Annotated in this window: 15 protein-coding genes; 9 read left to right on the top strand and 6 right to left on the bottom strand. The window is 62.0% G+C overall.

The window, feature by feature from the left end; genetic code table 11:
• Positions 1-4 precede the first annotated feature (4 nt).
• Positions 5-1,036, bottom strand: a complete 1,032-nt coding sequence (locus tag AC1ECN_RS05360) for a hydroxyacid dehydrogenase (protein WP_477952390.1) — start codon at positions 1,034-1,036, stop codon at positions 5-7.
• A gap of 277 nt (positions 1,037-1,313) precedes the next feature.
• Between AC1ECN_RS05360 and AC1ECN_RS05355 the strand changes: the two genes are divergently transcribed.
• From AC1ECN_RS05355 to AC1ECN_RS05315, 9 genes are all read left to right on the top strand, one after another.
• Positions 1,314-1,913, top strand: a complete 600-nt coding sequence (locus AC1ECN_RS05355; protein ID WP_018069325.1) for a HupE/UreJ family protein — start codon at positions 1,314-1,316, stop codon at positions 1,911-1,913.
• Positions 1,914-2,203: 290 nt separating this feature from the next.
• On the top strand, positions 2,204-2,782 hold the full coding sequence (locus AC1ECN_RS05350; protein WP_130765630.1) for a GbsR/MarR family transcriptional regulator: 579 nt from the start codon (positions 2,204-2,206) through the stop codon (positions 2,780-2,782).
• Positions 2,783-2,786: 4 nt separating this feature from the next.
• Complete coding sequence (gene cydD / locus AC1ECN_RS05345) at positions 2,787-4,523, top strand: thiol reductant ABC exporter subunit CydD (RefSeq protein ID WP_477952387.1); 1,737 nt, start codon at positions 2,787-2,789, stop codon at positions 4,521-4,523.
• On the top strand, positions 4,520-6,211 hold the full coding sequence (locus tag AC1ECN_RS05340; protein ID WP_130765632.1) for an amino acid ABC transporter ATP-binding/permease protein: 1,692 nt from the start codon (positions 4,520-4,522) through the stop codon (positions 6,209-6,211). Before cydD ends, AC1ECN_RS05340 begins: the two co-directional genes overlap by 4 nt.
• A 74-nt stretch (positions 6,212-6,285) precedes the next feature.
• Complete coding sequence (locus tag AC1ECN_RS05335) at positions 6,286-7,866, top strand: cytochrome ubiquinol oxidase subunit I (RefSeq protein WP_018496135.1); 1,581 nt, start codon at positions 6,286-6,288, stop codon at positions 7,864-7,866.
• A gap of 6 nt (positions 7,867-7,872) precedes the next feature.
• Positions 7,873-9,030 carry a cytochrome d ubiquinol oxidase subunit II gene (gene cydB, locus AC1ECN_RS05330; RefSeq protein ID WP_477952385.1) on the top strand — a complete coding sequence of 386 codons (1,158 nt, stop codon included), beginning with the start codon at positions 7,873-7,875 and terminating at the stop codon, positions 9,028-9,030.
• A gap of 100 nt (positions 9,031-9,130) precedes the next feature.
• The gene (gene cydX, locus AC1ECN_RS05325) at positions 9,131-9,253 is read left to right on the top strand and encodes a cytochrome bd-I oxidase subunit CydX (protein WP_017957645.1); all 123 of its coding nucleotides are present in this window, start codon (positions 9,131-9,133) and stop codon (positions 9,251-9,253) included.
• A gap of 183 nt (positions 9,254-9,436) precedes the next feature.
• The gene (locus tag AC1ECN_RS05320) at positions 9,437-9,715 is read left to right on the top strand and encodes a CopG family ribbon-helix-helix protein (protein ID WP_130714322.1); all 279 of its coding nucleotides are present in this window, start codon (positions 9,437-9,439) and stop codon (positions 9,713-9,715) included.
• Positions 9,715-10,050 (top strand): type II toxin-antitoxin system RelE/ParE family toxin, encoded by a 336-nt coding sequence (locus AC1ECN_RS05315; protein WP_130714323.1) that lies wholly within the window; start codon positions 9,715-9,717, stop codon positions 10,048-10,050. Before AC1ECN_RS05320 ends, AC1ECN_RS05315 begins: the two co-directional genes overlap by 1 nt.
• Positions 10,051-10,129: 79 nt before the next feature.
• Here AC1ECN_RS05315 and AC1ECN_RS05310 read toward each other — a convergent pair whose 3' ends face one another.
• The 5 genes from AC1ECN_RS05310 to AC1ECN_RS05290 form a co-directional block, all read right to left on the bottom strand.
• The gene (locus AC1ECN_RS05310; RefSeq protein ID WP_477952383.1) at positions 10,130-12,133 is read right to left on the bottom strand and encodes an aldo/keto reductase; all 2,004 of its coding nucleotides are present in this window, start codon (positions 12,131-12,133) and stop codon (positions 10,130-10,132) included.
• A 38-nt stretch (positions 12,134-12,171) separates the two neighbouring features.
• The gene (locus tag AC1ECN_RS05305) at positions 12,172-13,254 is read right to left on the bottom strand and encodes an ABC transporter ATP-binding protein (RefSeq protein ID WP_130707127.1); all 1,083 of its coding nucleotides are present in this window, start codon (positions 13,252-13,254) and stop codon (positions 12,172-12,174) included.
• A gap of 12 nt (positions 13,255-13,266) precedes the next feature.
• A complete protein-coding gene (locus AC1ECN_RS05300) occupies positions 13,267-14,103 on the bottom strand; it encodes a carbohydrate ABC transporter permease (protein ID WP_477952381.1) in 837 nt (278 codons plus the stop codon).
• Positions 14,100-14,960 carry a carbohydrate ABC transporter permease gene (locus tag AC1ECN_RS05295; protein ID WP_477952379.1) on the bottom strand — a complete coding sequence of 287 codons (861 nt, stop codon included), beginning with the start codon at positions 14,958-14,960 and terminating at the stop codon, positions 14,100-14,102. Before AC1ECN_RS05295 ends, AC1ECN_RS05300 begins: the two co-directional genes overlap by 4 nt.
• An 88-nt stretch (positions 14,961-15,048) precedes the next feature.
• Positions 15,049-16,323 carry an extracellular solute-binding protein gene (locus AC1ECN_RS05290; protein ID WP_477952377.1) on the bottom strand — a complete coding sequence of 425 codons (1,275 nt, stop codon included), beginning with the start codon at positions 16,321-16,323 and terminating at the stop codon, positions 15,049-15,051.
• Between the last annotated feature and the right edge of the window lie 27 nt (positions 16,324-16,350).

The following is a 16,350-nucleotide window of genomic DNA, read 5'->3' as shown; positions in this document are numbered from 1 at the left end:
TGTTCTAATTCACTTCGACCGGTTTGGAACGCATGCGGGAAACCGTCTCGCGTTCCGCCCGCTTGCAGCGCATCGGCGGCAAGCCGCGATCCATCAGGTCCATGTCTTCGAGCACCATGTCGCCCATTTTCTTGAAGGCGCTGTCAAGCGCCCCAGCCCGGTGCGCCGAGCGGATGAAGCCTTTCAGGCTCCGCACCGGATGATCGGTCGGCAACGGTTCCTGGGGGTAGACATCGCTCGCGGCGACGATGTGGCCTGACGATACGGCCGCCATCAGCGCATCGAAATCGACGACATCGGCGCGGCTGAGCAGGATGAAGGCCGCGCCCCTGCGCATGCTGGCGAAGGCCTCAGTGCCGAGAAATTTGCTGTTTTCGCTGGTGACGGCGGCGGCGACGAAAATGAAATCGCTCTTTGTCAAAACGTCCTGAAGGCTTGCGGGCTCGACGCCATTTTCCTCGAGGACCGAGCGCGGCAGCCAGGGATCGAACACCCTGATGCGGGCCCTGAAGCCGGACAGGACCCGGCGCAGCGCTTTGCCGAGATCGCCGAAGCCGACGATGCCGATCTCGGAACCGGCGATCAGTCGCGCGCTTGCATTTCCCTCACCGCCCCAGAGCTCGTGGCCCTCTCGGAAGGCGACATCCGCGTCGACGATACCGCGCGCCAAGGCCAGCGCGAAGCCGAGGCCGATTTCGGCGACCGGCTCGGCAAAGACCTGCCCTGTGGTGACGACATGGATGCCGCGCTGGAAGAGCACCTCATAGGGCATGTTGTTGAGAAGATTGCTTTCGACGTTGAGGATCGAGCGCAAGGCCGGCATTCTGGCCAGCGTTTCGGCCGAAAGCGGCGGCTGGCCGATGATGTAGCGCGCGCTTCCGAGGATCTCGTCGCTAAGCCCGGCGATATTCTCGGGATCGGCCTCGACGATCTCGTATTTCGCATGCAGTTCGGCGCGCGCCTTGTCGCTGAAAATCAGATCGAGCGTGCGCGGCTCGGGCGCGCTGATCGCCAGCGGCCGTTCGGTATTCGTCATGGCGTCTCCTCCATCACGGCGGTCTGCGCCGTCTCTATCGGACGATTGATAGCCTCTGTGGGGGACGGTTTCCAGTTCGATCTTGAGTCGCGGGGCGCTGGGAGAAGCTATCGAAGGCGGCATCTGCCTATCAGATAAGCACTTGAATTGGCTTGGTATTTCATGGCATTTTCGTTGACGGCGCGAATTCTTTGAACTAGCGTGATGTACGCGACTTGGAACCATGCCGGTGTTCGGCAGCCGCAGGATATTCGAAAATTCACGAGGGGAATGAGCAATGAAATCAGCAATCAAGAGCGGCCTGCTTGCCTTGGCTGCCGCAGCGCTTCCAGCCGTCGCCTCGGCCCATCCCGCGATCGGCGAAGCTGCCGGCTTCAGCCATGGCTTTGCCCATCCGATCTCTGGCCTCGATCATGTCCTCGCCATGGTGATGGTCGGTGTTTTCGCATTTCAGCTCGGTGGCCGCGCCACTTGGCTCGTGCCGACGACCTTCGTCCTGGTGATGGCGCTCGGCGGTGCCCTCGGCGTTGCCGGCATTGCCGTTCCCTTCGTTGAAATCGGCATCGCGCTGTCCGTCGTCGTCCTCGGCGCCGTCGTTGCGCTCAACGTCAAGGCGCCGCTGGCCGCAGCACTTGGTGTCATCGGCGTCTTCGCTATCTTCCACGGTCACGCACATGGCGCCGAAATGCCGGAAAATGCCGCCGGCGCCGCCTATGCCGCCGGCTTCATGATCGCAACCGCACTGCTGCACCTCGCCGGCCTTGCGCTTGGTTACGTCATCGGCCGCGCCGGTGAACGTCAGGGCGTTTTCGTGACGCGTACGGCCGGCGGCATTGCCGCCATAGCAGGCGTCGGTCTTCTGGCCGGCTTGATCTGAGCCTGACGGCATTTCTGAACCAAAACCAGGCGGCGGCCTAGACATCTCAATCCGACAGAACGCCCGGCATGCGTAACGCATCGCCGGGCGTTTTTGCGTCGTCGCTGCAAAGCGCTACGGATTTGATCCAAGTCAAATTCAGCCACGTCGCGTCCGGCTATATCCAGCCAACGATCAACGAAGGGACATCCAAATTGACGCAGGCCAGCCTTGCCGATTGCCGGAGGAACGCGAAGGTCAGTATAGTGATTTCAGAAATTTCTGAAATCACAGACGCAACGGAAACGACCATGAACCTTCCGCCTCTCGTCCAGTCCTTCGTTCTCCACTTCGGCGAAATGGGGTCGCGCTGGGGAATCAACCGCACGGTCGGCCAGATCTACGCCCTGCTCTTCGTTTCGCCCGCGCCCGTCTGCGCGGAGGAGATCGCCGAATCGCTCGGCATCTCGCGCTCCAATGTGTCGATGAGCCTGCGCGAATTGCAGGCCTGGAACCTCGTCATCCTGAAACACAAGCCGGACGATCGCCGCGATTTCTTCATCACGCCGGACGATGTCTGGCACATATTGAGGACGCTGGCCGAGGAGAGAAAGAAGCGTGAAGTCGATCCGACGCTTTCGGTTCTGCGGGAGATCCTGATGCAACGGCCGGCGAGCGACGCAGAGCGGCATGCGCAGCAGCGCATGAGCGAGATGCACACGCTGATCGAGCAGCTGACGCATTGGTATGAAGACGTAAAACAACTTGAAACAGAGAGGCTTGCAACGCTACTCTCGCTCGGCGCGAAAGTGACCAAGCTTCTGGAGGCCAAGGACCGGGTCGTTTCGCTCGGCCGTAGCCGCCGGCCGAACCCTGCGAACAAGAGTTAGCGCCATGGGCACTGCTTTCTTCGACGCGAAGGACACACAAGAGGCTCGGCCACGGGATGGTGGTGCCGTTACGCCCGGCCGCGACGGGGCGAAAATCGGGCTGCGCAGGGCGGCGATGCTGCAGGCGCTGGCTGCGGCCATCTGGATTCCGCAGGCCGGATTGCTGGCCGTCTCGGTCGGGCGCATCGCCGATGGCGGCGGATTGCATGACGTTCTCTGGCCAGCCCTCGGCATCCTTGTCCTCGGATTTGCAAGAAGTTGTCTCGACGCGGCTGGCGGCCGCCTGGCCTTTCACGCCGCCCGCGCCGAGCTCAGCCGCAGGCGGCAGATTGCCGCCGCGGCCCTTTCCATGTCGTCACCCATCGATCGCGGCCGCCCCGCCTCTGGCAAAGCCGCAAGTGTCATTGGCGAACAAGCCGAACTGATCGTGCCTTACCTCGCCCGTTTCCAGCCGGCGCGCATGAAGGCGAGCCTCGTGCCGCTCATCATCCTTGCCTTCATCCTGCCGGTCTCCTGGATCGCCGCGCTGGTTCTGCTATTCGCCGCGCCGCTGATCCCGATCTTCATGGCGCTGATCGGCTGGCGTGCCCAAGCTGCCAGCGAAAAACAACTCGTCGCGACCGGCGGCCTCAACGGCTTCCTGCTCGATCGGCTGCGCGGACTGGCGACCATCCGTGCGCTCGACGCAGTCGATGCCACGGCACTGCGCCTACGGTCGGAGGCGGAGTCGCTGCGCGCGCGCACCATGGCGGTGCTGAAGATTGCCTTTCTGTCTTCGGCGGTGCTCGAGCTTTTCGCCGCGCTCGGCGTGGCGATGATTGCGGTCTATGTCGGTTTCAGCCTGCTCGGCGAAATTCGCTTCGGCACTTGGGTGGGCCGGCTCGACCTGACCGAGGGACTGTTCATCCTGCTGCTTGCGCCGGCCTTCTTCGAGCCCCTGCGCGAACTCTCGGCTGTCTGGCACGATCGGGCGGCCGGCGAAGCGGCGCTGAAGGCCCTGGACGCCCTCGCTGCCGGCGGCCTGTCCATTCGAGGAGCAGTCGACGTCGCGCCAGCGGTCTCTGCCGTCGCCGAAGCGCCGGCCATCCGTCTTGAGAATGTCGATTTCCGCTACGCCGCCACTGAGCCGTTGATCCTCGACGATTTCAACCTCGATATCGCGGCCGGCGAACATCTGGCGCTTCTTGGCGCCAGCGGTTCCGGCAAGTCGACGCTTCTTTCGCTGATTTCAGGACTGGCGCCCTGCACCGCTGGCCGCATCGTCATCGGCGGCATCGAACTTGCGGATGACAGCGCCCACGCCTTGCGCGCCAGCATGGCGTGGATCGGCCAGAGACCGCATATTTTCGCCGGCACCATCGCCGGCAATATCACGCTCGGCAGGCCCGGTATCCCACGCGGCGATGTGGCAGATGCACTTGACGCCGCCCGGCTCGGAAAAGTCGCCGCCGCCTATGGCCACCGGCCGCTCGGCGAAGGCGGGATCGGGCTTTCCGGCGGCGAGGCACTTCGGCTTGCGATCGCTCGGGCCGCCTGCAATCCGCATCTCCGGATTATCCTGGCCGACGAGCCGACAGCGCATCTCGACGCCGCCACCGCCGCCGAGGTTACCGACAGCCTGCTTTCGCTCGCCAGGGGCCGCACTTTGATCGTCGCGACCCACGATCCGCTGCTTGCCGCCCGCATGCATCGCGCCATGCGCATCGATGCCGACATCGTTATGAGGGAGGCCGCTGAATGAGCGGATTTGCTGCAGACCTCAAGCCGATCCTGCGTCTGTTCCTTGCCGAGCGCCGGCGTGCGCTGTTGCTCGGTGCAGCACTTTCGGCAGCGACGGTGACAGCCGGCATCGCCCTGCTCGGCCTGTCCGGCTGGTTCATCACCGCCACCTCGCTCGCCGGCCTTTCGGCCGCTGCCGCCATCACCTTCGACGTCTTTGCGCCCTCAGCCGGCATCCGCCTGCTCGCTATCGTCCGTACGGCCGCGCGCTACGGCGAAAGGCTTGCGACCCATGACGCAACCCTCAGTGTACTCGCCGCCCTGCGCGAAAGGCTGTTTCGCGGCTTTGCCGAACCGGGTGCGGCTCGCACCCTTTTGCATCGTCCCGCAAAGCTGCTCTTCCGGCTGACGGCCGATATCGATGCGCTCGATTCCCTCTACCTGCGCATCCTCGTGCCGGCTGCGGTCGCGATCGGTGCAGCCCTGGCGGCAAGCGTGGTGCTGGGGTTGATGCATCCCCTGTTCGGTCTATGCTTCGGCCTTTTTCTCGCCGGTGCCGGCCTCGCCCTGCCCTTGATCGCCGGGCGGGCGGCGCGCAAACATGCCCGCAGACGCGCCCATGGCATCGAGGCGCTGCGGTCGCGAGCGATTGATCTCGTCGCCGGCCAGACCGATCTGCTGATGGCCGGCCGCCTTGCCGCGCAGACAGGTATCATCGCTGCGGCCGACGCCTACTCTGCCCGCGCCGACGACCGGCTGAACCGTGTCGAAACCGGCCTGACATTCGGCTTCGGCCTTGTCTCGACCCTGCTGCTGACGGCATCGCTGCTTGCCGTTGCGGCACTTGCGGAAACGAAGGTGATTACCGCTCCTGTCGCCGCACTCGGCCTGCTCGTCGCCTTTGCGGCAGTCGAACCCTTCACAGCGCTACGCCGTGGTGCCCTGGAACTCGGTAGGACGCTGCTTGCGGCAAGGCGCATCGCGCCGCGGCTTGCCGTTGCGGCGGCACCCGAACCATTGGCGGTGCCGTTGCCGGGAGGCGTTTTTTCGCTGGCGAAGGTGTCAGCCTTCCATGAAAACTCCACCGTGCCGGCGCTCGAGGATATCGAACTCACGCTTCAACCGGGCGAACGCCTCGCCGTCATCGGCAGCAGCGGTGCCGGCAAGTCGAGCCTGCTTGCCCTCCTTTCCGGCGAATTGCCGGCAAGGAGGGGAAGCGTTGCCGCGATGACGGCAACGCTGCTGACGCAACGGACGGAGCTTTTCGAAGACAGCCTGCGCGGCAACCTGCTCCTTGCGAACCCGGATGCGAACGAGGCCCGTCTTCGCGAAGCGCTTGCCGCCGCCGGCCTGCTTACCGATGTCGAGGCCATGCCTGGGGGGATCGATACGCGGCTCGGCGAAGGTGGCCTTGGACTTTCAGGCGGCCAGTCGCGCCGTCTGGCGCTTGCCCGGCTTTTCCTGCGCGACACGCCGCTCTGGCTGCTCGACGAGCCGACCGAGGGCCTCGATGGTGTCACTGCCCGCGACGTGCTCGCCCGTCTTTCCGCGATGGCGGCGGGCCGCTCGCTGGTGATCGCAACGCATATCCGCCGCGAGGCTGCGATTGCCGACCGCATCGCCGTCATCGAAGGCGGCCGTATCACAGAAATTTCGCGCCGCGGAGAGGCGGCGTTCGAAAGGGCGCTCGACCGGCTTCGGCCGGACTGAGCAAAGCCGCATGCCCTGAGCGCTGATCGGCGCTGAGGAACGCCTGTACCGCGTGGGACCGTGGGAGAAAGACAATGGAACTAGATATCGTAGCGCTTTCGCGCTTCCAGTTTGCGCTGACGGCGCTTTACCACTTCCTGTTCGTGCCCCTGACGCTCGGCCTGTCCGTGCTCTTGGCGATCATGGAAACCGTCTATGTCATGACCGGCCGCCAGATCTGGCGGCAGATGACCAAATTCTGGGGCGGGCTGTTCGGCATCAACTTCGTGCTCGGCGTCGCCACCGGCATCGTCATGGAATTCCAGTTCGGCATGAACTGGAGCTACTACAGCTACTATGTCGGCGACATCTTCGGTGCGCCGCTGGCGATCGAAGGCCTGATGGCCTTCTTCCTCGAGGCGACCTTCGTCGGTCTGTTCTTCTTCGGCTGGGACAAGCTGTCGAAGGTCGGGCATCTCGTCGCCACCTGGGCGGTGGCGATCGGCTCGAATTTTTCGGCACTCTGGATCCTCATCGCCAATGGCTGGATGCAGAACCCCGTGGGATCGGCGCTCAACCCGCAGACGATGCGCATGGAAATCACAAGCTTCTTCGACGTGGTCTTCAATCCCGTCGCCCAGGCGAAATTCGTCCATACGGTGTCGGCAGGTTACGTCTGCGCCTCGATCTTCGTGCTCGGCGTCTCCGCCTGGTATATCCTCAAGGGCCGGCATATCGAACTTGCCAAGCGCTCGATAACGGTCGCCGCCTCCTTCGGCCTCGCCTCGGCTCTATCAGTCGTCGTGCTTGGCGACGAGAGCGGTTATCTCGCGACTGAGAACCAGAAGATGAAGCTCGCGGCAATCGAGGGCATGTGGAAGACGGAACCGGCGCCGGCGGCCTTCACCGCCTTTGGCTTCCCCGACCAGGAGGCCCGCGAAACGCATTTTGCCGTGCACATTCCCTGGGTCATGGGCCTGATCGGCACGCGCTCGCTGACGACCGAAATCCCCGGCATCGACAAGCTCGAACAGCAGGCCGAAACCCGCATCCGCGACGGCATCAAGGCTTACGACGCGTTGATGCAGATCCGTTCGGCACCGGCACAGGACCAGGTTGCGCAGGAAGTGCGCACCTCCTTCGAGGATCTCGGCCATGATCTCGGTTACGCTCTTCTTCTGAAGCGCTACGTCGACGATCCGCGCCAGGCGACCGACGAGCAGATCGTTCAGGCCGCGCGCGACACCATCCCGCACGTGCCGACGCTCTTCTGGTCCTTCCGCATCATGGTCGGTCTCGGTATGTTTTTCATCCTGCTGACGGCGACCTTCTTCTGGCTGTCGGCGCGGCGCCAGCTCGAAAAGTACCCGCTGCTTCTGCGGATCGCGGTGTTTGCCATTCCGCTGCCTTGGGTCGCCATCGAATTCGGCTGGATCGTCGCCGAGTTCGGCCGCCAGCCCTGGGTGATCGAAGGCGTGCTGCCGACGGCTGCTGCCGTCTCCAGCCTCGGCGCCAGCACGGTGCTTCTGACCATCATCGGTTTTGCGGCACTCTATACGACGCTGATCGTCATCGAGATGAGCCTGATGATCAAGGCGATCAGGCAAGGGCCGGAGCCGGACGACGAGCCGGAAGCCCATCTGATTTCCGAAACCCTCGTCCCGGCCGCGGAGTGACCTGCCATGATCCTTCACGAACTCATCGACTATGAAACCCTGCGTCTCATCTGGTGGCTGCTGCTCGGCGTATTGCTGATCGCCTTTGCGACGACAGGCGGTTTCGATCTCGGCGTCGGCACACTGCTGCCTTTCGTCGCCCGGACCGATACGGAACGGCGCGTGGCGATCAACACCATCGGCGCCACCTGGGAAGGCAATCAGGTCTGGCTGATCCTCGGCGGCGGCGCCATCTTTGCTGCCTGGCCACCGCTTTATGCGGTCTCCTTCTCGGGCTTCTATCTGGCGATGTTCGCGATCCTCTTCGCACTCATCCTGCGCCCGGTCGGTTTCAAATACCGGTCTAAGCGGGAAAGCGCCAGCTGGCGCAGCGGCTGGGACTGGGCGCTCTTCGTCGGCGGTTTCGTGCCGTCGCTGATCTTCGGCGTCGCCGTCGGCAATGTGCTGCAGGGCGTGCCTTTCCGCTTTGCCGACGATATGCGGATCTTCTATGAGGGCTCGTTCTTCGCGCTGCTCAACCCCTATGCGCTGCTCTGCGGCCTGCTTTCCCTAGCCATGCTGACGATGCATGGTGCGGCCTGGCTGGTGTTGAAATCGAGTGGCCCGGTCGCAATGCGTGCCAGAAGCTATGGCAGCATCGCCGCCCTTGCCGTTATCGTGCTTTTCGCACTCGGCGGCCTCTTCCTTTTTTGGATCGGCGTCGGTGGCTATCGCATCACCAGCGATATCAGCCCGATCGGTCCCTCCAATCCGCTGCTGAAGACCGTGGCGCTGGAGAAAGGCGCATGGCTTGCCAATTACGGCGCTCATTCGTGGATGATCATCGCGCCCGTCCTCGGCTTCGTCGGCGCGGCACTGGCCTTCATTGCCATGCGGGCAAGGCGCGAGATCATGACGCTGCTTTTCAGCAAGGTGGCGATCTTTGGCATCATCTCGACGGTCGGCCTGTCGATGTTCCCGTTCATCCTGCCCTCCTCGCTCGATCCGCGATCGAGCCTGACGGTCTGGGATGCATCCTCCAGCCACATGACACTGTTCATCATGCTTGTGGTGACGGTGATCTTCCTGCCGATCATCTTCGCCTACACAGCCTGGGTCTACAAGGTTCTGTGGGGCAAGGTCGATGAGAAGTCGATCACCGATAAAAATAGCCACGCTTACTAGAGCGGCTCAGCAGAACCGCTCTAACCTTTTGTTTTTAAGCAATTCCGGACGGAAAACCGCTTCGCACTTTTCGTGGAATTGCTCTGAGGGAGATGAAACGATGTGGTATTTCGCATGGATCCTCGGCCTGCCGCTGGCCGCCGCCTTCGCCGTCCTCAACGCCATGTGGTATGAGCTGATGGACGACGCAGCCAGGAAGAAGGCTTCCGAGCCTCGCAAGTAGAAATGCAAGAGCGCGGCTCAAAACGCGCCCCTCACCTAAATGTGGAATGGGCGGAATGGGCGGCATCGTCCTTCCCAGAGCACAGTGCCGTTGAAGCTGATCGCGCCACCGCGAGGGTCAAACGCCTTGACTTCGCCTGGGTTTGGGTTACGATGTAATTCACTGTATTACGGAGCGATAATCATGCTGAACAGTGAAAAATCTCAAGTTTCTCTGAGACTGCCCACGTCCCTGGTTTCGGAGTTCGATCGTATCGCGGCAATTCTTGAACGTGATCGTACCTGGATAATGCAGAAGGCGCTCAGTCAATATCTTGCAATTGAAGGGGCCGAAATCCTTGCAGATGCTCAAGGGCTCGATGAACTGAATCGAGGGGACAGCGTCGATCTGGAGGACGTGCTTGAGAAGGCTCGGGCAATCGTCGATGCTGCCGAGTATCGACGCCGTATGCGGGTGGGTTGATGCCTCGCGTTCGCCTTTCCAAAAGTGCAGAACGCTGGTTTTTGAGCAAGATTGCCGAACTCGCAGAGGTTAACCCAGCCGCCGCAAAGAAACTCGTTGAACGCCTGGAAAGGCAAAGAGAGCTTCTTTCATCGTTCCCCCAAATGACCGAAAGGGGAATCCTGGAAGGAACGCGCAAGGTGAGTATGCCTCCCTTCGTGCTCACAATTCGCTCGCGAGACGGCATTGTTGAAATTGCGGCAATCAGAGACGCGCGGCAGAAGGATGCTTACGCTCCAGTCGAGATGCTGTCCGCAGACGACGATGATGAAATCCACCATGCGAAACACCCCTGATAACCGAGGTTACAAGGGGTGTTGATGAAGCAATGGCTAAGAGGGCTTGCGGCTCGCACCGCACCCTTTGCCTGTCTCGTCAGCCTTCCAGCCACTTCACCTGATCGGGTGTGAGCTTGATGTCGAGCGCCGAGAGACTGTCTTCCAACTCGGCGACGGTGCGCGGGCCGATCAGTGGAATGACCGGGAAAGGCTGGGCGATCACATAGGCGAGTGCGATGTGGATCGGATTGCGGTCGAGTTTGTTGGCAAGCTCGATGGCACGGTCGCGGCGTCCGAAGTTGCGCTCGGAATACCAGACCCGGACGATCTCCTCGTCATCTCGCTTGTCGCGGCCGGCGCGGTCGGTAAAGAAGCCGCGGCCCTGGCTCGACCAGGCAAAGTTCGGGATCTGCTTCTCGTTCAGCCACTTTTTCCAGTCGTCATCGGAAGCGGCGACGCAGCCGGCCCAGATAGGGTCGAGCATCTCGGCGAGCGAGAAGTTGTTGGAAAGTGCTGCCGGTGCCGTCTTGCCGGTTTTTTCGGCATAGGCGATCGCCTCGTCGAAGCGCGCCCCCGCCCAGTTCGAGCCACCGAATATGCCGCGGATGCGTCCGCGCTTGACCTCCGCATCCATGGCATCGACGAACTCGCCGACCGGCACGTCGGTATTGTCACGATGCATGAAATAGATATCGACATAGTCGGTCTTCAGCCGGGAAAGCGACTGGTCGAGCTGCTTTGCGATCATATCGGGATAGCAGAGCGGCGAATGGGCGCCCTTGCCGATCAGCACGATCTCCTCGCGCGGCACCTTTCGGCTCGTGTGCCAGTCGCCGAAGATCGCCTCCGTCTTACCGCCGCCATAGACATAGGCCGTGTCGAAGGCATTGCCGCCGGCCTCGTAGAAGGCGTCGAGCGTCAGCGAGGCGGCGGCAAAATTCGGGAAGAATTCGAAGCCGAGTGTCACCACCGAGGCCGGCTTGGAAATGCCGGGAATCTGACGCTGCGGAACGCTATTGCCGCGCGCGACCGTGCCGCCAGCAATGTTTGCCGTGCGCTTGCTGGCTTTTTCCACGCCGTATTCAAGACCGACCGAGGCGCGCCACTGGTCGAGTACACGCAGGTTTCCGATCGAATCTGCCCAGCTCATGCCAGGAGAGCTGAATTCGGTCTTGCCGGCGCGGATGGCATCGCCGGCCGCATCCGCCTCGAAGGAATAGAGCCAGCGGTCTTCCCTCAGTTCGACGGTTTCTCGGCTGCCGCCCTTGAAGATTTCGATCTTGCCGACGCCGCCCTTATGGCCGGAGGCGAACCAGAAGTCCTGAACCTCGATCCGGCCCTCGGAGCCGATGATGCGCAGCACATTGTCCTGCTGCGCCATGATCGAGCAGGAGACTTCGGCGATGATCTCGTTCGGGAACTTGAGCACGGCAGATGCCCATTCATCGACGCCGCTCTCTCCGAGATGGGCGACGCCCGAAACCTTCTCCGGTTCGAGGAAGGCCTTGCCCTCTGCGGCACCGGCGATCAGCCTGGCCATCGAGACCGGATAACCGCCGACATCGAGAATACCGCCGCCAGCAGTATCGTTGGCGAAAAGCCGGTGTTCCGGCTTGTAGCTGCCCATATTGAAGCCGAAGCTCGAGCGGATGATCCGAACGGTGCCGATGACGCCGCTTTTGACGAGCTCGACCAGCTTCTCGGTCTGCGGATGCACGCGGTACATGAAGGCCTCGCCGGCAAAGACGCCGGCTTTTTTCGCCTCGTAGTAAACCGCTTCGGCATCATAGGCCGAGAGCGCGATCGGCTTTTCCACCAGGATGTGCTTGCCGGCGCGTGCCGCCTTGATCGCCCATTCGGCATGGCCGGTGTGGGGGACGGCGATATAGATCGCATCGATCTCCTTGTCGGAGAGCAGCGCCTCGTAACCATCGACGATGCGGGCGCCGGGGAAGTTTTCGGCAAGGCCCGGCTTTGCAGGATTGCGGGTGGCGATCGCCACCAGCTTCCCTGTGCGAGAATGAGCGACGCCATCGGCAAAGGTGCGGGCGATGGTGCCGGGGCCGATGATGCCCCAGCGGATTGGTTGATCTGAAGTCATGGAAAATCCTCTTTCGTCTTTCTGTCCTGGGATTTGGTTCAGCGAAGCCGTTTGCCGGCGCCGTCGAAAAGGAATGTGCGGCTGGCGGGAAGGCCGACTGTCAGCGTTTCGCGATTGCCGGCGACGCGCGATTCCGGCCGCTCGATGATCAGTTGCTCGGGGCCGATGGTGGCGTAAATATAACTGGTATTGCCGAGATGCTCGGCGACGTCGATGGTGACGGTGAGGTCGGCATCGCCTGCGCCCGCATCGACGAAATGTTCCGGACGGATGCCGAGTGTTACCTTTGCATCGGCTTCGATCGGATCGGCGACTGGCAGCGTCAGACGGGTATTGGCGTCACTTTCCAACGCGATCACCGCCCTGCCCGGCTGCGCCTCGACCACCACGGCCTTCAGGAAATTCATCTTCGGTGAACCGACGAAGCCGGCGACGAACTGATTGGCGGGGTCGTCGTAAAGGTCGAGCGGCGCGCCGATCTGCTCGATATTGCCGGCGCGCAGCACGACGATCCTGTCGGCGAGCGTCATCGCTTCCGTCTGATCGTGGGTGACGTAGATCATCGTCGTGCCGAGCTGTTTGTGCAGTCTGGAGATTTCGACGCGCATCTGCACGCGCAGTTCCGCATCGAGGTTCGACAAAGGTTCGTCGAACAGGAAGACCTGTGGTTCGCGGACGATGGCGCGGCCGATCGCGACACGCTGGCGCTGGCCGCCGGAAAGCTGCTTCGGCCGCCGCTTCATCAACTCGGTGATCTGCAGGATCTCGGCGACATGGCGCACGCGCCGCTCGGTGTCGGCTTTCGGGTTGCCGTTCATGCGCAGGCCGAAGCTCAAATTTTCCTCTATGGTCAGGTGCGGATAGAGCGCGTAGGACTGGAAGACCATGGCGATGCCGCGATCGGCCGGCTCGACGTCGTTGACGACCCTGCCGCCAATCTGAAGCTCGCCTGATGTAATGTCCTCGAGGCCGGCGATCATCCTGAGCAGCGTGGACTTGCCGCAGCCGGAGGGGCCGACGAAGACGACGAATTCGCCGTCCTTCACCTCCAGATTGGCGCCGTGGATGATCTCAAAGCCGCCGAAGCGCTTGACGATGTTGCTGAGTGAAAGCTCTGCCATGCAGCCTCCCGATTATTTGATTGCGCCGGCCGCGATGCCGGCGATGAAATGGCGTTGAAGCGCCACGAAGATGACGAGGATCGGCGCCGTCAGCAGCACCGCGCCGGCCATGATGCCGCCCCATGAGACCTTGGTGAGACCGATCAGCGTTCCCAATGCCACAGGCGCCGTCATCATTCCCGGTCTGGAATTGATCAGCAGCGGCCAGAGGTAATTGTTCCACGAGTGCAGGAAGAGAATGATCGCCAATGCCGCCATGGTCGGGCGCGCCAGTGGCAAGGCGATGCGCAGGAAGATCTGCCATTCCTTGACGCCCTCGACCCGGGCCGCATCGAAGAGCTCGCCCGGCATCATCGAGAAGGATTGTCGCATGAACAGCACGCCGAGCGAATTGAACAGCGGTGGCACGATCAGAGCTACCCAGGTGTTTGCCAGCTTGAATTCCCGTGCCACCATGATGAACTGCGGGATGACGACCACCGAAAACGGCAGCGTGATCGTGCCGAGGATGATGGCGATGACGATGGAGCGGCCGACGAAACGATAACGCGCCAGCGCCCAGCCGGCCATCGAGGTCAGCATCACCGAGAGCACGGTGTAGATGACCGCGACACCGATGGAGATCACCATCGCGCCGACAAAATCGGTATCGGCCTGCAGGTTCTTGAAGTTCTCGACGAAGTTGGTCGACGGCCAGAGCACGATGTCAGGGCTGAAGATGCCGTTGTCGGGCATGGTCGAAAAGACGAACATCATCCAGAGCGGAAACAGCCAGATTATCGCCAGCGGCGCCAGGACGGCATGCAGCGCGATCTGGCGCCGAAGAAGAGATTGCGATTTGGATCTCATTTCGGATCCCTCCCGACCCAGAGATTGAGAAGCGAGATCACCACGGCAAGGGCTGCTATCGTATAGGCGATCGACGAGGCATAGCCGAAGTTCAGCGAGGTGAAGCCCTGGCGGTAGAGCAGCAGGCCGAGGGTCTCCGTGCCGCCGCCGGGGCCGCCGCGATAGGTGATGAGGTAGGGCTCGGTGAAGAGCTGCATCGTGCCGATCACCGAGAGCACCACGCAGAAGAGGATGATCGGTTTGAGGAGCGGCAGGGTGATATGGAAAAACTGCTGGACCTTGCTCACCCGGTCGAGCGTTGCCGCCTCGTAGACGTCCTCGGGGATCGACTGCAGTCCGGCAAGGATGATGATGGCGTTATAGCCCGCCCAGCGCCATGTGACGGCGATAATCAACACCGCCATTGCCGCATTTGCATTGTCGAACCAGGAGACCGGGCTGAGGCCGATGGCTGAAATCATTTTGTTGATGATCCCGAAATCGAGGCTGAACATCAGCCGGAAGACAGCGGCATAGGCGACCTCGCCGACGACGACGGGGGCAAAGAAGGCGAAGCGGAAGAGCGGGCGCGCTTTCAAGAGCGGCGAATTGAGCAGCACGGCCATGACAGTCGCCAGCGCGATCATGACGGGCACCTGGATCACCAGGATGATCAGCGTATTGTAGAGAGCATTGTAGAAGGCCGGGTCATAGAAGAGCCGGCCCCAGTTGGCCTGGAGGCTGTATCTCCACGGGTTGATGCGCGTGTTCTGAAAGGAGATCAGGAACGAATTGATGATCGGCCAGAGCCAGAAGGTGGCAAAGACCAGCAGATAGGGGGCGAGGAACGCATAGGCGCTCCGGGTTCTGAACGGCATCGGGCCTCCTCCTTACAAAACCAATGAATGACCGGCCGCCTTGCAAGCCGGGCGAAGGCCGGGCGTCTTAAACGCCCGGCTTCGTCATTCATTGCGCGATCGGAAGGCCGGTCGCCGAAGCGATCTGGTTGGCGGCATCGTCGAGAGCCGCCTTCGCATCGGGATAACCGCCGGAGAAGAACTTCGTCTGCGTCGCCTTGTAGATGGCGTCGGCATCGCTCTGGAAGGCGGTGCCGCGGCTCGGTACGATCTTCGGTAGTGTCGCCAGGATATCCGCCCAGACCTTCTGACCGCCCCAATAGGGCTGCGCCTCACTGACGAAGGGATCCTTCTCGGCTGAAAGCAGCGATGGGACCAGACCGAATTCCTTCAGCATGGTGATCTGGCCTTCATCTGTGCCGAGGGCGTAGTTGACGAATTTCCAGGCGGCTTCCTTGTTCGCGGACGTCGCCGAAATGGCGAGCGACGAACCGCCGAGATTGGCAGCATGCGGGCCGTCTGCCGTCAGGCTCGGCATCTTGTAGACGCCCCATTTGCCCTTGAGGTCCGGGGAGGTCGAGCGCACGGTGCCCTCATACCAGCCGCCATACATCTGGCTCGCAGCCTTGCCGGCGGTATCGGCCTGGATTTTCTCTTCCCAATTGGCCGCCGTCAGCGTGCCGGCATCCTTCATCTCCTTCACCTTTTGCAGCGTGGCGACACAAGCCGGCTGGTTGATGGTGATGGACTGGCCATCAGTCGCGAAATAACCGCAGCCCTGTTCGTTGGCAATCATGCGAAACCATTCGCTGTCGCCGTTGAAGTCGGCCTGCGCCATGACGACGCCGGGATTGGCGGCGGAAATCTTCTTACCGGCAGCGATGAAATCGTCCCAGGTGTTGATCGTGCTCGGATCGACGCCGGCCTTTTCGTAGAGGTCGCGGCGATAGAAGACGGCGACAGGACCGGAATCCCACGGCATGGCGTAGGCGACATCGCCGACCTCGAGCTCGGTGCGCTTGAAATCTGGGAATTTCGCCTGGATATCGGCCGTGTAGCCGAGTTCCTTCAGATTGGCGAAGCAATCCGGGAAACGGCTCCAGAAGATTTCAGCCTCGAAGTTTTCGATGCTGACAATATCGGGCAAGCCGTCGCCGCCGGCAGCACACGCTGCGAGCGTCTTGTCGAAGACCTGGCCGTTTCCAAGGTCCTCGACGGTGATCTTGATATCGGGAAACTGCTTGTTGAAGCCTGCGAGCGTGGACTTCAGTCCCGACGCGGCCGTATTCCAGCTCCAGATGGTGAGATTGGCCGACTGCGCGAATGCGGAGCCGGAAGCAAGCACTGCGACAGCTGCGGTCGCAGCGAGAAGTTTGAAGCGCATTGAAAATCCTCCCTTTTCAATTGCCGA

The sequence above is a fragment of the Rhizobium sp. 01N447_2 genome, assembly GCF_056399245.1.
The sequence above is the reverse complement of the archived record's forward strand: the minus strand, read 5'-3'. Positions and strand labels throughout refer to the sequence as shown.